Consider the following 21,715-nt stretch of genomic DNA (forward strand, 5'->3'; position numbering starts at 1 on the left):
CACCGCCGCGCCTTTTTGACCGTGACGGCTCAACCAGCGTCGCAGACGCTGGTCATCTGGATGTTCCGAATCTGGCCGCACCTGCCTCAATACAGAGTGCGCACCTTGAATCGCCAGGCTGCGCAGGTAGGCATCACCGCGCTTGCACATTTTGCCCAGTCGAATCTTTTGCCCGCTGCTGTGCTGATCGGGCACCGTGCCGAAATAGGCGGCGAACAGGCGCGCGTTGGCAAAGCGTTCAGGCTCAGTCTGTTTGGCTAGCATCGCCGTGGAGAAGATCGGGCCGACACCCCGTATCGTCATCAAGCGTTTCGCCGTCTCGTCCGTGCGAGCACTGGCTTCCAGGCGTCCCGTCAGCACGTTGATGTGTTCGCCCAGTTGGCTCCACTCAGCCAGTATTTCGTCGATCAGCTCGCGCAACATATCCGGCAGCGGCTGGCTGGGGTCTTCCAGTACCCGTGGCACCTCTCGGCGGAGGGCCATCTCGCCCTGCGCCAGGGCAATGCCGTGCTCCAGCAGCAAGCCACGCATCTGGTTACCCAAGGCCGTGTGCCGTCGCACGCCCCCCTGCCGGACGCGGTGCAGCGCTTGCATCGCTAACGCCGACTCACTCTTGACCGGTACTGCTGCAATTTTTTGGTCTCGGCCTGCACGTAATATCGCCAGCACATCGTTGCGGTCATTCTTCGCTCCGCTACGGTGTTCGGCCACACGTTGTGCAGGCAGTATCCGCACGCGATTGCCTTGCGCCTGTAACAGCCGTGCCCAGGCTTGCGCGCCCGGCCCGGTCTCCATCAGTACCGTCACCTCCGCCGACAACTGGCGCAGGAACAAGTGAAAAGCTTCACGGGACTTGATCCGTTGCTCGTGGACCACCTGGCCAAGGGAATTTTCCCCCGCGACCTGAAACACATTCTTCGCAAGATCCACCGCTACTGTCGTGCACGCCGCAAGATCGGCTGGCGACACGGATTTGTTTATCGTCGTATGCTTACTCATGGCCTCGCCCTCGCTGTCGTTGGCTTTCATAGAATGCCACCGTGGCGCATAGACGCCTCGGCTTGGGCGAGTCCATTCAATTACATAAGGCGTGTCGATCTGTATAGAAGTTGTAACTGTGCGAACCGGATCATTGAAGCTAGAGTCTGATGGTTTCAAGCAGGCTAGGACCTAACCCCTGCGCATCATCCAAGGAGTTTTCATGCACACGTTCCGCCGCAGCGCCGCCCTTCTTGCCCTCAGCGTTGGCACCGTCGCCAGCCTTCCGGCCCTGGCCGCCGACGAGCTTCATTACAACCAGATTTCCTTGCGCGCCGAAGTCAGTCAGGAAGTGGCCCGCGACCTGATGATCGTGACCCTCTATACCGAAGAACAAAACACCGACCCGGCCAAACTCGCCGCCGACGTCAGCACCACCCTGAACAAAGCGCTGGCCCAGGCCAAACAAGTCAAAGACATCTCCTTGCGTCAGGGCAGCCGTAACAGCTACCCGATCTACGACACCAAGGGCCAGAAAATCACCGGCTGGCGCGAACGTGCCGAACTGCGCCTGGAAAGCTCCGACTTCGCGGCCCTGTCGAAACTGACCGGCGAACTGCTGACCGACCTGAAAATGGGCGGCATGGACTTCGCCATCGCCACGCCAACCCGCAAAGCCAGTGAAGACGCCTTGCTCAAAGACGCGGTGGCCGCCTTCAAGGCTCGCGCGCAACTGGCTACCGACGCGCTGGGTGGCAAGGGTTACAAAATCGTTAACCTGAACCTCAACAGCAATGGTTATCCACAACCGTACATGCGCGGGCCAATGATGATGAAAGCGGCGAGCATGGATGCAGCGCCGGTCACACCGGAAGTCGAGGCCGGCACCAGTCAGGTCAGCATGACGGCGGATGGGGCGATTGAAGTATTGATGCCTTGATTCAATAACCCGGACAAAAAAACGGCGACCACCAACGTGATCGCCGTTTTCTATTGCCCCCGCGAAATCGCCTTACTGTAGGACCTGCCAAAGGCTGCGATCTTGGCTTTCTCACAGGCAGCGAAGTCATTGCGCGAAGGAAGATCAAAAGATCACAGTCTTCAGCAGTTCCTACAATTAGTCCTGCGGATCGACGTTGTCCAGCGCCCGATTCACTGCCCAACTATTCCATGGAGGTACTGACGCTAGACTCATACTCGTCACCGGGCTATCACGTCCGAACGCTGAGTTTTAGAAAAACAACTCTATACGTACACCAACCCTTCTGAAGGAATTAACTTACACGCGTTTAGGAAAAATCTCTCAACAAATTAAGGCATGCCTTGCAACCATTGTAAGACAAGTCTTTTTTTCTGCCCGCTACTTGCCACCAACTTTAACCTAGCTAAGATCCAGTTACTGATAACACCTATCGCACACTAACAACATAACCACTCGCCAACGATGGAGCCCTATGAAAAACATTGTACTGATAGGTGGACATGACGAAACCTTTATGCACTATGAAAATTTAGGCTTTAATTTCATTGCTCTGCAACTTCCTGAGTCACTTGGTAAAAACCTCGCTTCGCTCACCAACAATATTCATATCGTTAATGATTTTTCATACATCACCATCATCGAAAAAATGGAAGAAATACTAAAAACGCAACCTATCGATTTCATTTTTTCATTCACGGAGGACGGACTGCTACCCGCCGCACGTGCCAGTCAATATTACGCCATCCCAGGCATCGATTACGAAACCTGTGAAATATGCATCTGCAAACCTTTGATGCGATCCAGACTGAAACATACTGAGTTCGCCGTTGCCAGCAAGATCTGTAAAACCAGAACGGACGTCGAAATGTTTTTCAACTGCTATCCAAACGGAATGGTCTTAAAAGACCCAACGGGCTCCGGTAGCGAAAATGTCTTCATCATCAAAGATTCTACGTCCCTGCTCGATACACTGGAGAGACTCAATCAGGAAAGTTTTGTCATGTTGGCGGAAGAGTTTTTAAACGGACGTGAAGTTAGTGTGGAAACACTGACCATCGACTCACAACACCGAGTCCTCGCCGTCACTAATAAACAACTATACAAAACATCGCTCGCAGAAGAGCAGCACATCATCTCCCCGGACAATCTCGACAGCGTCACATTTAACGAACTAAGCCGTTATTGCGAGCGTTTGCTGACCGCAATCAATCAAACACATGGCCCTTGCCATATTGAAGTAACAATAGCGGATGGAAAATTCCACCTGATAGAGGTCAACAACCGCGTCGGTGGCGATTACATAGGTTTGTTGGTTGAGCTCACAACAGGCGTTGATCTTTTTAGAGAAACACTGCGCTTCCATAGCCACGAAGTCGAATCAGACACTACCGACACTCAACTGACACGCTACGAATTCGCTGGCTCCCATCTTTTTTATGAACCACTGAACCCGGACCTGATCAGGAATTACATGCAGGAAGTGGACATCATCAGGCTAGTAATGGGTGAAGCCAATCCCCTACTGGACAGACCGCACACCAATGATGACAAAGTCGGTCTGGTGGTCATTGCCAGCAATGATCGCAAGAAGTTCTATACCGCCATTGACCATCTGAACAGACTAAGTTCCGCAAGTTAATTGCCAACAAAAGGAATAGACAATATGGAAGTTATCTCTAGAAGCGACATCGCCCCCCTCAACAGCGTGGTGGTGGATGGCGCCTTACACGAATTGGGTGTTGTAAAAATATTCTCCCATCATCCCGCGCTGGCCCAATTCATTCCGTCCAAAAGCGAGCTAGCCCTCAGTTGGGTCAGACTCGAAAAGGACCAGGAATTGTCGGTGCACCAACATCCCGAGGCGAGCCTGATCCTGATTTGTGACGGCTCAGGAAAAACTCTTGGCGATACAGAACAAAATATCGAAGCAGGCGATATGGTGCTGGTGTCGCCCCACTCGCTGCACGGTTTTAAAGGCACCAACGATGGTTTCTGGGCACTCTCCATCCAGTTCAACGGTAAGGCCCTGTACGAGGACAACCTTCAACCGAACGTCGTCTTCAAGGCTCAAGAAACAGTCAATGCCAAACCTGCCGATGTGCTGTTAAAAGATAACGAGGGTTATCTGGAGAGCTTCAGGAACAGTCGGCTGCTTTCGCTGATCAATTCGCCGTCGATCGATCAACCCGAAGTACGCGAAAGGCTTCTCGATTGCCTACAGATCTGGTCAGACATGTTTCAGAACCTGCTGCACATACGTGTGGCGATGACGCTTGATCCCGCACACAAAAAAATCGCGCTTGAACACCTTGTGGGGGAGCTGGGGCACAACAACAACCTGCGCAATCAGCGCGATGCCACTCACTCGCCCATATGGGACGCGGCCTTCCTGTCCACTATGGAATGGTTCAGGCATCAAATGCTCTACAAGAGCGACATGGTCAAGACATTGCTGATGCACATCGTGCTTGAGGGTAGCGGCGAGATTTTCCATAGCGAGGCGGCTCGCGTATTTACCAGCATGGCGCATTTTCAAGAGCACGGTGAAGATGATGGCAACCACGTCAACATGGGCATAGAGCTGTTGAATCAGGCATCACCCAAAGAAATCGAAGAGCTGCGTGAGCCCCTGAGTGAAGGCTGGAACATGATCACCCTGCTCTGTGACCGGTTCGCCGACATCGCCCGCGCTGATCACCCGTATCGTGCAACGGATACAACACCTCCAACCAAGCCGGCATACAACTGACCCATGAAAATTGCAGAAATCCTGAACGCAATTTTATGGTTTCAGATCCCTGAACATGGACGCCATCGAGGGGCGAGTTCCATCCACGCATCCCGTTGGCAACGCTGGCGGGGCGCCGCGATAAAGGATGCAGGGAAAGAAACGGGGAAGGACAGGCTTCACCTCCGGATTTTTGCAGCCATCAGACAAGATACTGTGTTGGCATTAGTGGCTATCGGGGTGCATACCGCGGCGGCATTTGGCGCCGCCCTCACCCTCAAGTCGTTACTCGCTCAGCTCATACAGAGCGACTTGGCGGTCATGCCGAATATCGTACTCGGTGCAACCTGTATAGCGCTGACCTACTGCGCCTGGCTGGCGCTCAACCACACGTTTTTTCTGGCGGAACTGGTGGGTGTCGGCGGTCGCTCGTATGTGGAACAACGCCTTTTGCTCAAAAAGAACAATGTACTGGGTGGCTCGTCTCAACTCAGCCTAACCACGCTGTTTGATCGCGAAGCGGCACGTGTCGAATCTTCATGGTCGGGACTTATAACAATCTCCCTGGCATTTGCCACGGTCATCTTTACCTCAACATTCTTCTTCTTTGCCTTGGGCGTCAGTGCCTTGGCCGCGCTGGCGGTAATTACCGTCAGTTCACTGGGCGTGTTCTGGATGGCTCAACGATTGAGCATGACCTATACACAACTGTCGCTGAACGCCACGCAACGCATCGAGATAGGCGTGTTCGCTACAAAAAACCGACGTCAGGCCTGGCTTAAGAACTGGAAGGTCGAACTGATAAGCGACTACGCCGACAAACGAAACCTCGAAGCAGCGTCGCTGAAAAAAGCAGCCCGCCTGGTGGCAGCGATCAGCTTGATCTCGACGATGACACCCATTGTGGCGCTGCTGAGTGCGGCATTGTTGCAGCTTTTCTATCTGGGTCACATTGATGGGCCAGGGGTGTTGGCGGCCATCGCATTGATTGGCAGTTTGAAATCCGTCGCCAATAACATTCCGGATATTGTGCAAAGCTTGTCTCAAGGATTTATCGGGCACAAAAACATCGAGCATTTCCTTCGTGCCAGTCACACCGACTCATCGCCCCTCAAGCCGGTACCGCTGCCCACCACTCATGCCAGACATATTGCGATTGTCGGAGCCGCTGGCAGCGGCAAGACCTCCGTACTGCGAAACAGCACGATTTTTTTTAATGACGCCAATGGCCGGGCGATCTTCATTCCGGACGAACCGTGGATATTTGCCGGTGGGCTTCGCGAAAACCTGAGTCTTTACCGTAGAGATTTTTCAGACGACGAGGCCTGCCGCGCTTTCGCTCAGTCTCGCTTGCCCGAGCACTTTTACGTTGATTACCTGAATACGCTCATCTATGGCTCAGAGGGTAACTGGGATGTTTCCAGAGGCCAGGGAAAGCGCCTTGAGTTGGCCAGAGCCTTGGTCGCGCGACCGCAGTGGATCTTCATTGACCAACCCACTTCAGGTCTGGACAAAAACCTCGCGGCGGGCCTGCTTGCTTCACTTCTGCAAGGTCCATGGCGCGATACCAACGTCATTTTCGTCACGGACAAACAGGAAGAGAAAGCGGCGGCGCAAGAAATCTGGACAGTGGCGAACGGCAGCATTGCGCACGTGCAAACCAATCTACTTGCAGCGCGCTCCAGACTTGCTGGCACCCGCATCGAGAACCTCACCCAGGTTATTCCGGCAGACGAAGTAGAGCCTCTCTCTGTACCCGAGCAGTCAGAACTTGCTGCGACACGCTCAAGGTCAATCACAAGAAGCCTGCTGGATTTCGGCTTATGGAAAATCACGTTGATAGCCTTCGTGCTATTCGCCCTTAAAGAAGTGTTTACCATTGCGGGTGATTACATTATTGCCAGCGGTTACCTGACCACACACATGCAGCTATCCTTGATTGGGCTGGCCAGTGTGTTACTGGTGGGTGCGGCCCTGTCTATTTACGGAGCGCTGATCACCGTTCGCAAAAGTATTGATGCGGCCTCGAGGCAATGCATTCATTACTTCTCGAATTTGATGAATCCAGGCCTGGACCACCCCCTGGCTCAAGAGGTTAATCGTGACAGCCAGAACAAGCTGACCTGGGATCAGCGTCGCGTGGACGAGGTTCTGCCCGTGCTGTTGCTGGAAACCGTTGGCGCTACAACGCTGCTGTTTATAACAACCGGCTACGTCATGCTGAACAACCTCTATGTCCTGCTACCGTTCATTATCATCGGTTTTTGCTACTGGCATGGCGCGAGACAATCCGGCGAGTTACTACAGCGATTCAATACCGGGGAAATCGACGCTACATCCACCTTACTTTCACGTGTTCAGGCACTGAATTGGGCGGGTGGTCGATTTGATAACGCACTCAACAATTCGATGATTCTGGATTGGCTGTCACCCAGCCTGGCCACTCGGGCATTCGCCTCGCTGGACAATGCTGCAACGCGTCGCTGGTATAGCTACAAGCTGGATTTAATGGGCGTTTTTTTCCTGTCATGCATCGTTGCGTCAACGATTTACTTCCATGCAACGGGCACGGTCAGCATGGCGAACGTTTTGGCGATCAGTCTCTCCTACAGCCTGATTGCGATTTTTTCACGACTCGGCAGATGCCTCATTGAACTCCGGCAAGTCCTGGACAGTGCTGATCGTCTGGTGGTTGCCAACTCTCAGCCGCGAACTTCGCCGGTGCAAACAAAGATCGGGGCGAATACCCCGTTGGTGTCCTTTTCCGATGTCACGTTCGTTAACCCGAACAGCGGCTCAACGGTGCTCGAACAGTTCAACCAATCGTTCCATGAGAATGAAGTCGTTGTGATCATGGGGGCCAGTGGCGTCGGCAAATCCACGTTTGCCAACCTTGTAGTGGGCAGTTTGCTCCCGAGCCAGGGGCAAATATCCACACTGGGTGGTACCGATGGGTATCTGACGCGCCAGCATGCGGAAGACGTCCAGCTACTGACCTCCAACCCCGTGTTTAAACCAGGTTCGTTGGCACAGCACTTTAACAACCCGTCACTGGAAGAACTCAATCAACGCGCGGCCTATCTCGGGCTCTCGGATATTGTCGCGCAACTGCAGGATGGCTTTAATCAACATGTCCCCTGGAGTGGGGAAATAAACCTGAGCAAGTCAGAACTGCAACGACTGGCATTGCTTGATCTGACCCTCAATGCGCCGGCAATCGTCATCCTTGATGAAGCGACCTCAGAGCTGAACAGCGCGGATGAGGTTCAGTTGATCCACAAGCTCATTTCTGCGCTGCCAAATACGCTGTTCTTTATCATTACTCACAACCCCGATCTTTCCGCACTCGGCAACAGAAACTTTAATTTCAATCACGAAAAACGACTGGTTGAAAAAACGGGATAAAAAGCACCCGAATAATTCCTCACTAGTGGTTATACAAGGATCATAAACATGGAGTTGCACGCGCAACGAGATGCGTTTTGTATCAGCTATGGTGTCTCTCGCCCACAACTACCCCTGTGTGGAATAGCCCATTGGGAAGCAACACTCAAAGGCACGGCGGTTCAGCACAGCGCTTTGCATGAGGAACAGGCTTATGTAGCCCCAGGATTTTTTTACTTACCAGTTTCCGAAAGCCCCGATCCGCACTACCTGAACTCGCTTGCACAAGAGGCAAACTCGGCCGACTGGCTGCTAGTACCGTCCATGGAAAAGTCGACAGATTCGATACGGCAGCAATATGAACAAGAAATTATCCCGGTTCCCTTTATGCAAGTTGCCTACCTGCACGTTGAGGGAACCTTGGATGAATGTTTGCTTACGTCCATGGGCAGGAAACGCTACAAAGAAATGATGCGTCTGACACGCCGGACCGAGGACCTCTGCCATATGCAGGTATACCGTCTTGGCGAGTTGTCCGAGAACAGCGAGGTGCTGGCGGCGTTTTCACTTCTTCAATCCTTCAATGTGGATAAATACCAGCACGTCAAAAACCTCTATTCGCTGGAGGCAATGCAGGCACTGGCACAGTCGACGGAAGGTTCAAAGTACTACATTAAAATGAACTACGACAAAACGACCCATACACCGGTCTATGGCTCACTCAGTTACGCCGATGAACAACGCGGGGTTTTCTCGCAGCTGGTTCAGGGTCAAGACCGCAGCCAGGTTCCGGCGGGGCTGAACCTGTACGTCAGCGATTACTACCAGCAGTACAAACTGGCGGAATCACTGGGTTTCAAGAACAACTGCCTGGGACGCGGAGCAATCGATATTAAGAGACGGATGGGCGCCAACCGGGTGGTGGACCTGGAGAATTGGCTGATTCCGATCCGAACGATCAACTCGCATCAGATGCATGAATTTTCAAGTACGAGAGAAAGTTAACAAGGAGTTTTTATGTCTTTTTTCGATATCGACAAGCAACTTTACAGCGTTCATAGGATAGATAACGGTGTCTCTATCATGGACTATCCAACCTCGACTTTTGACTTGGCAGGGACACTTCAGCAAACCTTGGCCAGTCGCTACAAGCTCAAAACAGACTTTGCACTCAACAAAATACATGAATGCTTGAGCCGGGAAGAAATCAGTAATCATCTGGAAGACTCCGGGCATTGGCATGACCCTCTGCAAACACTCGGGGCGCCGATGATCGAGGCGTATTACAAGTTTGTTCATTGGCTCAGCGACTCTTTGGGGTTTGATTTCGTATTCGAACACAACCCGTTGGTCCGCTATCACATCCCCGCCAAACTGGATAATCGATACAGGTTGCCGGATGGCGAACTTTTCACCCATCACTCGGACACGCTGCTCGGCGATTATTTTCAACAGATCAACATGTGGCTGCCATTTTGTGACGTGAAAAATACCGGCGCGCTCAGCGTTTGCTCCAAAACTGCCAGCATCAACACCCTTAAAGCCTTCGCCCAAGAGCAGGGTTATACCTATGACGAATACAAAGAAAGTCGGGGCGCTTTTTTTGACTATGCAAAGCAACGTCCGCAACTGATGGCCGACCTGCGCACTGACGCCATGCCGATCAACCTTCGTTACGGTCAATGCTTGATGTTTGACCCCCGGATTCTGCACGGGACCGCAGAGAACATGGAAAACATGACGCGAGTCAGCATGGACTTCAGGATCGTCCCCGTGGACGACTACGAATCCATCATCAAGGAACTCGAACGTCAAGGTGGGCGCCCTAACAGCTATGAAGGTGAAGGCTTGATCAAGGGCGAGTTCTACAACGCGCTGACCGCGCGCGAAATTATAAAAAATTAACGTCCCACCTCGCCCTAAAACATCATAAGAACTTCAATCAGGGATTAGATTATGAGCACGGCTCTCGCCTGGCTGGACGGCGAATATCTCCAGCATGACCAGATGAGCTTGTCGCCCGTCACTCACTCGCTGTCCTACGCCTCCTCAGTCTACGAAGGCATGCGCAGTTATTGCGGTAAGGTATTCAAGTGCGAGGAACATTTACAACGGTTACAACAGTCAGCCCGTTTGTTCAAACATGAGATGCATTACACCAACGCAACGCTGACTGAAGCGTGCATTGAACTGCTCAAGCGCAACAAGTTACAAGACGCGTACATAAAAATAATCGTGTTTTATGACGAAGCCGACGTCAGCTTCATGGGCCGAGGTTGCCGCAGCAAAGTGTTGATATTTGTCTTGCCATTCGCTCCGAAGGCAGCGACCACACCTTATATACTAACGACCGCCAGTTGGAGACGCGCGCCCGCCGATTGTCATCCCTACCAAGCCAAAACCTCGTCTACCTATGCGCTTAGTTTCTTGAGCTTTCGTGACAAAGGCGAGGCGTTTGACGACGTGCTGTTTCTCTCGACGAGTGACACGGTCTGCGAATCCAGTGGCTCCAACATTTTTTTTGTGAAGGGCAACGAGCTCATTACCCCGACAACCGAAATGGCACTGGCAGGCATCACCCGACGCGTCATCATTGACGAACTGGCCCCAGCACTGGACCTGCGAGTCATACAACGAGATATATCAAGTTCGGAGCTAAGCCAGTTCGACGGTGCCTTTTTATGCGGTACTGCGATGGAAATCACCGAGCTGTGCGGCATAGATAGCATTTTTTATGAAAAGAACCCATGGGTCGAGTTGTTGGCCACGAACTACAAAAAAAGCGTTATACAGACCTTGTCCTGACTATCCGGGGAGCCAAATGGCGGGTGCGGAGTCTGGTCGCTGCTAGCCCCCTAATCTGGCTGAATATACCGACATAGAGGGATTGACCTCAAAAAACGATATTTCCGTCAAACCGGTCTAGAACGCTACTCTGAGGAAAACACCACCGCCCAAACCCTCGGGGACTCCATGGAAAGAACCACCGTCAAACCACTCCTGCTCGCACTCGCCCTCGCCACAACCGCCCCCATTGCCCAAGCCGCCACCACCCTGGTCTACTGCTCCGAAGCCAGCCCTGCCGGTTTCGACCCCAGCCAATACACCAGCGGCACCGACTTCGACGCCTCAGCCGAAACGGTCTTCAACCGACTGACCCAATTCAAACGCGGAGGCACCGAAGTCGAGCCCGGATTAGCCACCCGCTGGGACGTAAGCCAGGATGGCCTCAGCTACACCTTCCACCTGCGTGAAGGCGTGAAATTCCACACCACTGACTACTTCACCCCGACCCGCGACTTCAACGCCGACGACGTGCTGTTCACCTTCCAGCGCCTGCTCGACCCCGAGAATGCATTCCGTAAGGCTTACCCCGCCGAGTCGCCGTACTTCACCGACATGGACCTGAACAAAACGATCAGGAGCGTCGACAAAATCGACGAGCACACCGTGCGCTTCAGCCTGAACACCATTGACGCCGCTTTCGTGCAAAACCTCGCCATGAGCTTCGCCTCGGTACAGTCTGCCGAGTACGGTGCGCAGTTACTTAAAGAAGGCAAAGCCGCGGACATCAACCAGAAACCCGTCGGCACCGGTCCGTTCGTGTTCAAGCGTTATGCAAAGGACTCGCAGATCCGCTATGTGGCCAACAAGGCCTACTGGAAACCCGAGGACGTGAAGATCGACAACCTGATCTTCTCGATCACCCCGGATGCCGCCGTCCGCTTGCAGAAGCTCAAGGCCGGCGAATGCCAGGTCAGCGGCTACCCGCGTCCTGCAGACATCGAGGTGATGGAGCAAGACCCGAACCTGCGCGTGCTCAAGCAAGCCGGATTCAATCTTGGCTTCCTGGCCTACAACGTGACCCATCCACCGCTGGATCAACTCAAGGTCCGCCAGGCTCTGGACATGGCCATCGACAAGCCCGCCATCATCAAAGCCGTCTACCAGAGCGCAGGCCAATTGGCACAAAACGCCCTGCCACCCGCGCAATGGTCATATGACCCAAGCATCAAGGACGCGCCTCATGACCCAACCAAAGCGAAGGCGCTACTGAAAGAAGCAGGGGTTGCACCCGGTACCACTATTAATTTGTGGGCCATGACCGTGCAGCGCGCTTCGAACCCCAACGCGCGCATGTCGGCGCAGATGATCCAGCAGGATTGGGAGAAGGTCGGGATCAAGGCAAACATTGTCAGTTATGAATGGGGCGAGTACATCAAACGCGCCAAGAACGGCGAACATGACGCCATGATCTATGGCTGGACCGGCGACAACGGTGATCCGGATAACTGGCTCGGCGTGCTCTACAGCTGCGCTGCGGTGAAAGGGAGCAACTACGCCAAGTGGTGCGACCCGGCGTACGACAAACTGGTTCAGCAGGCCAAGGTCTCAACCGACCGTGAGCAACGGGTCAAACTCTATCAACAGGCGCAAAAAATCCTTAAACAACAGGTGCCTATCACCCCGATTGCAAACTCGACGGTGTTCCAGCCTTTGCGCAAGGAAGTCACCGACTTCAAGATCAGCCCTTTTGGCCTCACTCCCTTCTATGGCGTGGGTATAAATAAGTAACACCGCGCTCCAACCGGGTGCACCCATCGCCCCGGTTGCCCCTTCACTGTGCGCGGGTCGCACCGAAAAAAACCTGCGCAAACGGTCAAATGCGCGCTAATTTATACATATGCGACATTAAGGTACGTTCGTGCCACTGTTTAAGACTTGTGGTCGCTCTGGATCTTGCAATGGGTACGGCCCCTGCATAAGTATCCGCAGGTCGACTCACGAGGTCGTCCTCTAATTCCAAAAATGACAACAAATCATGAGGCCACCATGCTTAAACACGCGGTCATTCCGTTTTTAGTCGGCGCAAGCTTATTAGCTAGCGCACCATTCGCCCAAGCCGCGACTAACCTGGTGTTCTGCTCCGAAGGGAGCCCGGCCGGTTTTGATCCTGGTCAGTACACCACCGGAACCGACTTCGACGCCTCTGCAGAAACCATGTTCAACCGCCTGACCCAGTTCGAGCGCGGCGGCACCGCCGTTGTTCCTGGCCTGGCGACCAGCTGGGACATTACCCCGGACGGCCTGAATTACACCTTCCACCTGCGTGATGGCGTCAAGTTCCACACCACTCCGTATTTCAAACCGACTCGTGATTTTAACGCCGATGACGTGCTGTTCACCTTTAATCGCATGATTAACAAGGATGATCCGTTCCGCAAAGCGTACCCGACCGAATTCCCGTACTTCACCGACATGGGGATGGACACCAACATCACCAAAATCGATAAAGTCGACGATCACACTGTCAAGTTCACCCTGAAAGAAGTTGATGCTGCGTTCATCCAGAACATGGCCATGAGTTTCGCCTCCGTCCAGTCCGCCGAGTACGCTGCCCAGCTGCTCAAGGAAGGCAAAGCCGCCGACATCAACCAGAAGCCGGTCGGCACTGGTCCGTTCGTGTTCAAGAGCTACCAGAAAGACTCCAACATCCGCTACACCGGGAACAAGGACTACTGGAAGCCTGAAGACGTCAAGATCGACAACCTGATCTTCGCCATCACCACCGATCCGTCGGTACGTATTCAGAAGTTGAAGAAGAACGAGTGCCAGATCACTCTGTTCCCACGTCCGGCCGACCTGAAGGCGCTGAAAGAAGACAAATCGCTGAAAGTACCTGACCAGGCTGGTTTCAACCTGGGTTATATCGCCTACAACGTGATGGACAAGGTCAAGGGCAGCAACGAGCCAAACCCGCTGGCCCAACTGAAAGTGCGTCAGGCACTGGACATGGCCGTCAACAAACAGCAAATCATCGACTCGGTTTACCAGGGCGCGGGCCAGTTGGCCGTCAACGCCATGCCGCCAACCCAATGGTCTTATGACACCACTATCAAGGACGCCAAGTACGATCCTGAGAAAGCCAAAGAGCTGCTCAAGGAAGCCGGCGTCAAGGAAGGCACCGAAATCGTTCTGTGGGCGATGCCAGTGCAGCGTCCGTACAACCCGAACGCCAAGTTGATGGCCGAAATGTTGCAGTCCGACTGGGCCAAGATCGGTCTTAAGGTCAAGATCGTCAGCTACGAATGGGGCGAGTACATCAAGCGTTCCAAAGGCGGCGAGAACCAGGCAATGCTGATTGGCTGGAGCGGTGACAATGGTGATCCGGACAACTGGCTGAACGTGCTGTTCGGCTGCGACTCGCTGCAGGGCAACAACTTCTCCAAGTGGTGCGACAAGAAGTTCGACGGCATCGTCAAGGAAGCCAAGCGCACGACCGACCAGGGCAAGCGCACCGAACTGTACAAGCAGGCGCAACACGTCCTCAAAGACGCCGTTCCAATGACACCTATCGCTCACTCGACGGTGTTCCAACCTATGCGCGACAACGTGCAGGACTTCAAGATCAGCCCATTTGGCTTGAACTCCTTCTACGGCGTCAGCCTCAGCAAGTAAGGTGTTGCAACGGCGACGTTTCTGACGTCGCCGTTGCTTTATCTACCGAGAAAGCAGGAATCCGCCTACATCCAAATCCACTGCGTACTACAGCAGAGGGTTAGGACGCGTCGCCTTTTCCTACGAGTCTTTAGGACTCTACGCATTTACTGCCGGACCCACGGCTCATACCGTCGGGATCTGACCAGTTCATGCGTGGGCTCTCGGTTTTGCTGCACGCGATGGTTTGAGATCAATGATGCCTCTTCGCCCAAGGACGGGACGGCGGCGCATTGAAAAAACACTTGAATACGAGAAAAGGGAGCGTCATGCGCCATACCTTGGTTTTATCCGCATTGCTGGGCACCGGCTTGCTGGCCGCCACTTCCATCAGCCAGGCTGCCAATAACAGCCTGATATTCTGCTCCGAAGGCAGCCCCGCAGGCTTCGACACCGCGCAGTACACGACCGCGACCGATAACGACGCCGCCGAGCCGTTGTACAACCGTTTGGCAGAGTTTGAAAAAGGCGCCACCAACGTCGTACCAGGCCTGGCCACTCGCTGGGATATTTCCGAGGACGGTCTCACGTACACCTTTCACCTGCGCGAAGGGGTGAAATTTCACACGACCAAATACTTCACGCCGACCCGTGATTTCAACGCCGATGACGTGTTGTTTACGTTTAATCGCATGCTGGATCCACAGCAACCTTTCCGTAAGGCTTATCCGACCGAGTTCCCGTATTTCAACGGAATGAGCCTGAACAAGAACATCGTCAAGGTCGAAAAGACCGATCCGTTGACCGTGGTGATGACGCTCAACAGCGTAGACGCCGCGTTCATCCAGAACATCGCCATGAGCTTTGCCTCGATCCTGTCCGCCGAGTACGCCGACAAGCTGATGGCCGAGGGCAAGCCGAGCGACATCAACCAGAAGCCGATCGGCACTGGCCCGTTTGTGTTCAAGAGTTACCAGAAAGATTCCAACATCCGTTACACCGGCAACAAACATTACTGGGACCCGAGCAGGGTCAAGCTCGACAACCTGATTTTTGCCATCAACACCGACGCGTCGGTGCGCGTGCAAAAGCTTAAGGCCGACGAGTGCCAGATCACACTGCACCCTCGCCCTGCTGACGTGGCGGCGTTGAAAAACGACCCGACACTCAAGCTCATCGAGAAGCCTGGCTTCAACCTCGGTTACATCGCCTACAACGTGCGCCACAAACCTTTCGACCAGCTCGAAGTGCGCCAGGCACTGGACATGGCGGTGAACAAGCAAGGCATTCTCAACGCCGTTTACCAGGGCGCGGGGCAACTGGCGGTCAACGCCATGCCACCGACCCAGTGGTCCTACGACGAGACCATTAAAGACGCCGCCTACAACCCGGTAAAAGCCAAGGAAATGCTCAAGGCTGCCGGCGTCAAGGAAGGCACTGAAATCACCCTCTGGGCCATGCCGGTCCAGCGTCCGTATAACCCCAACGCCAAGTTGATGGCCGAGATGCTCCAGGCTGACTGGGCGAAGATCGGCCTGAAGGTCAAGATCGTCAGTTACGAATGGGGCGAATACATCAAGCGCACCAAGAATGGCGAACACGACATCAGCCTGATCGGCTGGACCGGTGACAATGGGGACCCGGACAACTGGCTCGGCACGCTCTACAGCTGCGACGCCATTGGCGGTAACAACTACTCCATGTGGTGTGATCCGGCTTACGACAAGCTGATCAAGCAGGCCAAAGTCGTCACCGACCGCGACCAGCGCACCGCGCTCTACAAACAGGCGCAACAGTACCTCAAGCAGCAGGTGCCGATTACGCCAGTCGCCCACTCGACGATTAACCAGCCGTTGAGCGCCAAAGTCGAAGGATTCAAGGTGAGTCCGTTCGGTCGCAACGTGTTCTCGGGTGTCAGCATAGAAAAATAACCGATTAGCCAAGAAATGCTGGGGGCGGATTCAGCCCTCACGCAAGCTTATTGCCTTAATTCGCCAAATTGGCATGCAGCAAACGTTTGCATTGCTTTGAATGAGCGCAATACCTAATAGCCGGATCACAAAAAAAGACCGGTATAAAAAAAGAGTTAAAGGAGCTTTACCGATGAAACTGAGCAGCACTGCGTTATTGGCCTTGGCCATCAGCAGTATCACCGCCACGGCTTACGCAGAAACCCAGAGCCAGGACTTCACCCCAGTGACGGTCAACACCAAAAGCGCACAAGCCGACGCAACCGGCTTTGTCGAAGGTCAATCGATCAGCGGCACCACGCGCAACTGGTACGCCAACGAACAACTGAAACGGGGTGGCAAGTTCCTTTACAAGAAAGACGGCGTTTCGACCCCGACTGATCGTCGCATCAACTGGGTTCAGGGCACGATCGTCAAGTACAACTCCGGCTTCACCGAAGGCGCCGTAGGTTTCAGCACCGAAGTAGCGGCCTACAACGCTGTTGCTCTGGAACGTGATCGCGAGAGCCTGGCCTCCAACAACGGTGGCGCACCGGGCTCTCGTCCTGGCGCGGGCAACAACCGTACCCTGACCAAAGAAGGCGGCGACGCTCAAGGTCAGTGGAGCAAGCTGGGCCTGGCCAACGTCAAGGCGCGCGTCTCCAACACTACTCTGACCGCCGGCCGCATGAACTTCAGCAGCCCGCAGGTCGACGTCATCGGCAACCGTGCACTGCCATCGAGCTTCGAAGGGATCGCGATCCACAGCGAAGAGCTGAACAACCTGGCCTTCGATCTGGCGACCTTCGACCGCGTTTCGCCACGTACCGAAGAAAGCCTGAGCAAATTCCGCTCCGAGTACGCTGACAAAATCATTGAAGTCGACCACGTGAGCACGGCGGGTATCAGCTACCAGCCGTTCGCCAGCCTGACCACCAGCCTGTGGGGCACCCAGGCCGAAGATATGTGGAACCAGTACTACTTCGGCGCCACCCACGTTCTGGGTGACAGCTCTGTATTGAGCCTGACCACTGGCCTGAACTACTACAAAACCGTAGACGAAGGGAAAGCCAAGCTGGGCCAGATCGACAACAACACCTACTCCCTGTCGTTCGGCCTGACCCACCAGGCCCACAGTCTGACCTTCTCGTATCAGGAAGTGAACGGTAACGAGTACTTCGACTACCTGCACGAAACCAACGGCATCTACCTGGCCAACTCCCTGCTCTCGGACTTCAACGGCCCGAACGAGAAGTCCTTCCAGATTGCCTACGGTCTGAACATGGCCGAATACGGCGTGCCAGGCTTGAAATTCAATATCTATCAGGCTCGTGGCTGGGGTATCGACGGTACTCACTACAAAGGCGGCGCCTACGACAGCGTGCTGACTATGGATGGCGAAACCCACTACGAATACGGCATCGGTTCTTCGTACGCCATTCAGAGTGGTCCGCTCAAGGCCACGACTGTTCGCGCAACCTATACCGCTCACCGTGCCAGCGAAAACCAGGCTGACGGCAGCGTCAACGAGTTCCGTCTCGTGACCACCATCCCGTTCAATATTTTGTAAAACGCCAACCTGCGGCTGACTCATCACGAGTCGGCCGTTCGGTTTTCTTCGCTCAACCGATTGCAGAGGGTTCTTGATGAAAATGCTTCCCCTACGTGCGGCCATCGCGGCCGCATTGCTAAGTGTCGCTGTTGGCGCCTCGGCCAAACCGCTGGTGGTTTGCACCGAAAACAGTCCGGAAGGCTTCGACACGGCGCTATACACGACCGCAGTCACATCTGACGCCGCGGCTGAAACCCTCTTCAATCGCCTGGCGGACTTCAAGCCCGGCACCACCGAAGTGATTCCGGCGCTGGCCGAGTCCTGGGACATCAGCGAAGACGGCCTGAACTACACGTTCCACCTGCGCAAAGGCGTCAAGTTTCACACCACCGAATATTTCAAGCCGACCCGCGACATGAATGCCGACGACGTGCTTTGGAGCTTCCAGCGCCAACTGGACCCGAATCACCCGTGGCACAAACAATCGAGCGTGGGCTTCCCGTACTTTGAAAGCATGGGCTTCAAGGAACTGCTCAAGAGCGTCGAAAAAGTTGACGACAACACCGTCAAGTTCACGCTGAACCGTCGCGAAGCGCCGTTCCTGGCCGACATCGCCATGGCGTTCGCTTCGATCTACTCTGCCGAGTATGCCGATCAGCTGCTCAAGGCCAACAAAACGGACGACCTGAACAACAAGCCGATCGGCACCGGCCCGTTCGTTTTCCAGCGCTACAACAAGGACGCACAGGTCCGTTTCAAGGCCAACGCGGAGTACTTCCGTGGCAAGCCGCCGGCTGACGCGCTGATCCTGGCCATCGCCACCGACAACAACGTGCGCCTGCAAAAGCTCAAGGCCAACGAGTGCCAGATCGCGCTGTATCCGAAACCGGATGACATCCCGAGCATCAAGAAAGACACCAACCTCAAGGTTGATGAAATGAACGCGATGACCGTTTCGTACATCGCCATGAACACCTCGCACAAGTACATGAGTGATGTGCGGGTGCGCAAAGCCATCGACATCGCCTTCGATAAAGAAGCGGCTGTCAACGCGCTGTTTGGCAAAGGCAATGCTACCGTTGCGGTCAACCCGTACCCGGACACCTTGCTGGGCTATAACCATAAACTGACCAACCCACCCCGTGACCTGGACAAGGCTCGCGCCCTGCTCAAGGACGCCGGTGTGCCGGAAGGGACCGTATTCACCCTGTTCACCCGCAATGGTGGTGGTGCGACCAATCCGAATCCGATGCTTGCCGCTCAGATGATGCAAGCTGACCTGGCCAAGATCGGCATCAAGCTCGACATCCGCGTCATGGAGTGGGGCGAAATGCTTAAACGCGCTAAAAATGGCGAGCACGACATGGTGGCCGCCGGATGGGCGGGCGACAACGGCGACCCGGATAACTTTCTGACGCCTATGCTCAGTTGCGAGGCCGCCAAAAACGGCGAAAACTACGCGCGCTGGTGCAATGAGAAGTTTCAGACGCTGCTCGATGGAGCACGGGCTAAAGTAGACCCGACGGAACGCGCAGCGCTCTATGAGCAAGCACAGGAGATTTTCAACCAGGACCAGCCATGGATCAGCATGGCGCATACCCGTATGTTTACTGCAATGCGCAAGAACGTAGAGGGCTATCACATTAGCCCCCTTACCACGAATAACTTCGCCACCACCCAGGTGAAGTAAATAAGAAAACTCCCGGTGTCCCTGACTCCAGGGATACCAGGCACGCCTAACCGGCTGATGAGGTACACCACAAGATGTTTAGTTTTATTGCCCGCCGATTGGGGTTATTGATCCCCACGTTCTTCGGCATCACCTTGCTGACTTTCGCGTTGATTCGCATGATTCCTGGCGACCCCGTGGAAGTAATGATGGGCGAACGTCGCGTCGACCCCGAAATGCATGCTCAGGCAATGGAACGCCTTGGTCTTAACAAACCGCTGTATGCCCAATACCTGGATTACGTTGGCAAACTGGCCCACGGCGATCTCGGAGAATCCTTGCGTACCCGTGAAAGTGTGTGGAGCGAATTCAAGTCCCTGTTCCCCGCCACCTTCGAACTGTCCATGGCCGCCCTGCTGTTCGCTGGCGTCCTCGGGCTGCTGGCCGGGGTGATCGCGGCACTCAAGCGAGGGTCCCTGTTCGACCATGGGGTAATGGGCATCTCCCTTGCGGGATATTCGATGCCGATCTTCTGGTGGGGCCTGATTCTGATCATGTTCTTCTCGGTGACCCTGGGATGGACGCCGGTATCCGGGCAGAACGACCTGCTTATCGACATCGAGCGCCCGACAGGTTTCATGCTGATCGATACCTGGCTCAGCGATGAACCCGGTGCCCTGCTCGACTACCTGCACCACCTGATTCTGCCCGCGATCGTTTTGGGCACCATTCCGCTGGCGGTGATCGCACGGATGACCCGTTCTTCGATGCTCGAAGTGCTGCGTGAGGATTACATCCGCACCGCCCGCGCCAAAGGCCTGTCGCCGGCACGCGTGGTATTCGTCCACGGCCTGCGCAATGCCCTGATCCCGGTGCTGACCGTGGTCGGCCTGCAAGTCGGCACCCTGTTGGCCGGTGCGGTCCTGACCGAAACCATCTTCTCCTGGCCGGGCATCGGCAAATGGCTGATCGAAGCCATTGGCGCGCGGGATTATCCCGTGGTGCAGAACGGCATCCTGCTAATTGCCTGCATTGTGATTCTGGTCAACTTCGTGGTGGATATCCTCTACGGCTTTGCCAACCCACGCATTCGTCACCAGCGCTGAGATCAAGACTAATGAGCACTCCAATCCCCTCAGTAGCAGTCGATCAAAGCCTGCTTTATCCATCGCCGTACAAAGAGTTCTGGCAAGCGTTCTCGAAGAACAAAGGTGCTGTCGCCGGCCTGCTGTTCATGATCCTCGTGGTGTTCTGCGCACTGTTCGCGCCATGGGTTGCCCCACACAACCCGAGCGAACAATTTCGCGACTTCCTGCTGACGCCGCCGGCCTGGCTGGAAGGTGGACAGATTCAGTTCCTGTTCGGCACCGATGAGCTGGGGCGTGACCTGCTGTCACGTCTGATCACCGGTTCACGCCTGTCGCTGCTGATCGGTATGTCGTCGGTGGTCATGTCGCTGATTCCCGGCATTCTGCTGGGTCTGTTCGCCGGGTTCTTCCCGCGCGCGCTCGGCCCGACCATCATGCGTCTGATGGACATCATGCTGGCCCTGCCGTCCTTGCTGCTGGCTGTGGCGATTGTCGCCATCCTCGGCCCTGGCCTGATCAACACCATTATCGCCATCGCCGTGGTTTCGTTGCCGTCCTATGTTCGTCTGACCCGCGCGGCGGTGATGGGCGAACTGAACCGCGACTACGTGACCGCCGCACGCCTGGCCGGTGCCGGTTTGCCACGCCTGATGTTCGTCACTGTGCTGCCCAACTGCATGGCGCCACTGATCGTTCAGGCGACCTTGAGCTTCTCTTCGGCGATTCTCGATGCTGCGGCACTGGGCTTCCTCGGCCTTGGTGTGCAACCGCCAACCCCTGAGTGGGGCACCATGCTGGCTTCGGCTCGCGACTACATCGAACGCGCCTGGTGGGTAGTCAGCCTGCCTGGTTTGACCATTTTGCTCAGCGTGCTGGCAATCAACCTGATGGGCGACGGTCTGCGCGATGCGCTGGATCCGAAACTCAAGAACGCCGCCTGAGGAGAT

15 protein-coding genes are annotated in these 21,715 nt (G+C 54.9%); 14 read left to right on the plus strand and 1 reads right to left on the minus strand.

Annotated elements, in window-relative coordinates; all coding sequences use genetic code 11:
• Window positions 1–999: IS110 family transposase (locus ACM6IR_RS16590; RefSeq protein WP_414908734.1), on the minus strand; the 999-nt coding region annotated here is incomplete at its 3' end.
• Between the two features lie 202 nt (window positions 1,000–1,201).
• Between ACM6IR_RS16590 and ACM6IR_RS16595 the strand changes: the two genes are divergently transcribed.
• The 14 genes from ACM6IR_RS16595 (at window position 1,202) to ACM6IR_RS16660 (ending at window position 21,709) form a co-directional block, all read left to right on the plus strand.
• Window positions 1,202–1,918, plus strand: coding sequence for an SIMPL domain-containing protein (locus ACM6IR_RS16595; RefSeq protein ID WP_414908698.1), 717 nt, complete (start codon window positions 1,202–1,204; stop codon window positions 1,916–1,918).
• Window positions 1,919–2,432: 514 nt separating this feature from the next.
• Window positions 2,433–3,599 (plus strand): ATP-grasp domain-containing protein, encoded by a 1,167-nt coding sequence (locus tag ACM6IR_RS16600; RefSeq protein ID WP_414908699.1) that lies wholly within the window; start codon window positions 2,433–2,435, stop codon window positions 3,597–3,599.
• A 24-nt stretch (window positions 3,600–3,623) separates the two neighbouring features.
• A complete protein-coding gene (locus tag ACM6IR_RS16605; RefSeq protein ID WP_414908700.1) occupies window positions 3,624–4,709 on the plus strand; it encodes a cupin domain-containing protein in 1,086 nt (361 codons plus the stop codon).
• Between the two features lie 3 nt (window positions 4,710–4,712).
• Complete coding sequence (locus tag ACM6IR_RS16610) at window positions 4,713–8,093, plus strand: ATP-binding cassette domain-containing protein (protein ID WP_414908701.1); 3,381 nt, start codon at window positions 4,713–4,715, stop codon at window positions 8,091–8,093.
• Between the two features lie 48 nt (window positions 8,094–8,141).
• Window positions 8,142–9,077 carry a hypothetical protein gene (locus ACM6IR_RS16615; RefSeq protein WP_414908702.1) on the plus strand — a complete coding sequence of 312 codons (936 nt, stop codon included), beginning with the start codon at window positions 8,142–8,144 and terminating at the stop codon, window positions 9,075–9,077.
• 12 nt (window positions 9,078–9,089) lie between these two features.
• Window positions 9,090–9,977, plus strand: a complete 888-nt coding sequence (locus tag ACM6IR_RS16620) for a phytanoyl-CoA dioxygenase family protein (protein WP_414908703.1) — start codon at window positions 9,090–9,092, stop codon at window positions 9,975–9,977.
• Between the two features lie 51 nt (window positions 9,978–10,028).
• Window positions 10,029–10,877, plus strand: coding sequence for an aminotransferase class IV (locus ACM6IR_RS16625; protein WP_414908704.1), 849 nt, complete (start codon window positions 10,029–10,031; stop codon window positions 10,875–10,877).
• Window positions 10,878–11,045: 168 nt separating this feature from the next.
• The gene (locus tag ACM6IR_RS16630; RefSeq protein WP_414908705.1) at window positions 11,046–12,647 is read left to right on the plus strand and encodes an ABC transporter substrate-binding protein; all 1,602 of its coding nucleotides are present in this window, start codon (window positions 11,046–11,048) and stop codon (window positions 12,645–12,647) included.
• Between the two features lie 258 nt (window positions 12,648–12,905).
• Window positions 12,906–14,531 carry an ABC transporter substrate-binding protein gene (locus ACM6IR_RS16635; protein ID WP_414908706.1) on the plus strand — a complete coding sequence of 542 codons (1,626 nt, stop codon included), beginning with the start codon at window positions 12,906–12,908 and terminating at the stop codon, window positions 14,529–14,531.
• 308 nt (window positions 14,532–14,839) lie between these two features.
• Window positions 14,840–16,441, plus strand: coding sequence for an ABC transporter substrate-binding protein (locus tag ACM6IR_RS16640; protein ID WP_414908707.1), 1,602 nt, complete (start codon window positions 14,840–14,842; stop codon window positions 16,439–16,441).
• Window positions 16,442–16,613: 172 nt separating this feature from the next.
• A complete protein-coding gene (locus tag ACM6IR_RS16645; RefSeq protein ID WP_414908708.1) occupies window positions 16,614–18,029 on the plus strand; it encodes an OprD family porin in 1,416 nt (471 codons plus the stop codon).
• Between the two features lie 76 nt (window positions 18,030–18,105).
• Window positions 18,106–19,701 (plus strand): ABC transporter substrate-binding protein, encoded by a 1,596-nt coding sequence (locus tag ACM6IR_RS16650; protein ID WP_414908709.1) that lies wholly within the window; start codon window positions 18,106–18,108, stop codon window positions 19,699–19,701.
• A 74-nt stretch (window positions 19,702–19,775) separates the two neighbouring features.
• On the plus strand, window positions 19,776–20,786 hold the full coding sequence (locus tag ACM6IR_RS16655; protein ID WP_414908710.1) for an ABC transporter permease subunit: 1,011 nt from the start codon (window positions 19,776–19,778) through the stop codon (window positions 20,784–20,786).
• Between the two features lie 11 nt (window positions 20,787–20,797).
• Window positions 20,798–21,709 carry an ABC transporter permease subunit gene (locus ACM6IR_RS16660; RefSeq protein ID WP_414908711.1) on the plus strand — a complete coding sequence of 304 codons (912 nt, stop codon included), beginning with the start codon at window positions 20,798–20,800 and terminating at the stop codon, window positions 21,707–21,709.
• The last annotated feature ends 6 nt before the right edge of the window (window positions 21,710–21,715 follow it).

This window comes from Pseudomonas sp. IT-P253, assembly GCF_949768125.1.
GTDB lineage: Bacteria > Pseudomonadota > Gammaproteobacteria > Pseudomonadales > Pseudomonadaceae > Aquipseudomonas.

Bases quoted from the DNA above. Each gene is read 5' to 3' on its own strand.
- ACM6IR_RS16620 (WP_414908703.1), top strand. From the start codon at position 9,090: ATGTCTTTTTTCGATATCGACAAGCAACTTTACAGCGTTCATAGGATA.
- ACM6IR_RS16640 (WP_414908707.1), top strand. From the start codon at position 14,840: ATGCGCCATACCTTGGTTTTATCCGCATTGCTGGGCACCGGCTTGCTG.
- ACM6IR_RS16625 (WP_414908704.1), top strand. From the start codon at position 10,029: ATGAGCACGGCTCTCGCCTGGCTGGACGGCGAATATCTCCAGCATGAC.
- ACM6IR_RS16595 (WP_414908698.1), top strand. From the start codon at position 1,202: ATGCACACGTTCCGCCGCAGCGCCGCCCTTCTTGCCCTCAGCGTTGGC.
- ACM6IR_RS16630 (WP_414908705.1), top strand. From the start codon at position 11,046: ATGGAAAGAACCACCGTCAAACCACTCCTGCTCGCACTCGCCCTCGCC.
- ACM6IR_RS16635 (WP_414908706.1), top strand. From the start codon at position 12,906: ATGCTTAAACACGCGGTCATTCCGTTTTTAGTCGGCGCAAGCTTATTA.
- ACM6IR_RS16655 (WP_414908710.1), top strand. From the start codon at position 19,776: ATGTTTAGTTTTATTGCCCGCCGATTGGGGTTATTGATCCCCACGTTC.
- ACM6IR_RS16600 (WP_414908699.1), top strand. From the start codon at position 2,433: ATGAAAAACATTGTACTGATAGGTGGACATGACGAAACCTTTATGCAC.
- ACM6IR_RS16650 (WP_414908709.1), top strand. From the start codon at position 18,106: ATGAAAATGCTTCCCCTACGTGCGGCCATCGCGGCCGCATTGCTAAGT.
- ACM6IR_RS16660 (WP_414908711.1), top strand. From the start codon at position 20,798: ATGAGCACTCCAATCCCCTCAGTAGCAGTCGATCAAAGCCTGCTTTAT.
- ACM6IR_RS16645 (WP_414908708.1), top strand. From the start codon at position 16,614: ATGAAACTGAGCAGCACTGCGTTATTGGCCTTGGCCATCAGCAGTATC.
- ACM6IR_RS16615 (WP_414908702.1), top strand. From the start codon at position 8,142: ATGGAGTTGCACGCGCAACGAGATGCGTTTTGTATCAGCTATGGTGTC.
- ACM6IR_RS16605 (WP_414908700.1), top strand. From the start codon at position 3,624: ATGGAAGTTATCTCTAGAAGCGACATCGCCCCCCTCAACAGCGTGGTG.
- ACM6IR_RS16610 (WP_414908701.1), top strand. From the start codon at position 4,713: ATGAAAATTGCAGAAATCCTGAACGCAATTTTATGGTTTCAGATCCCT.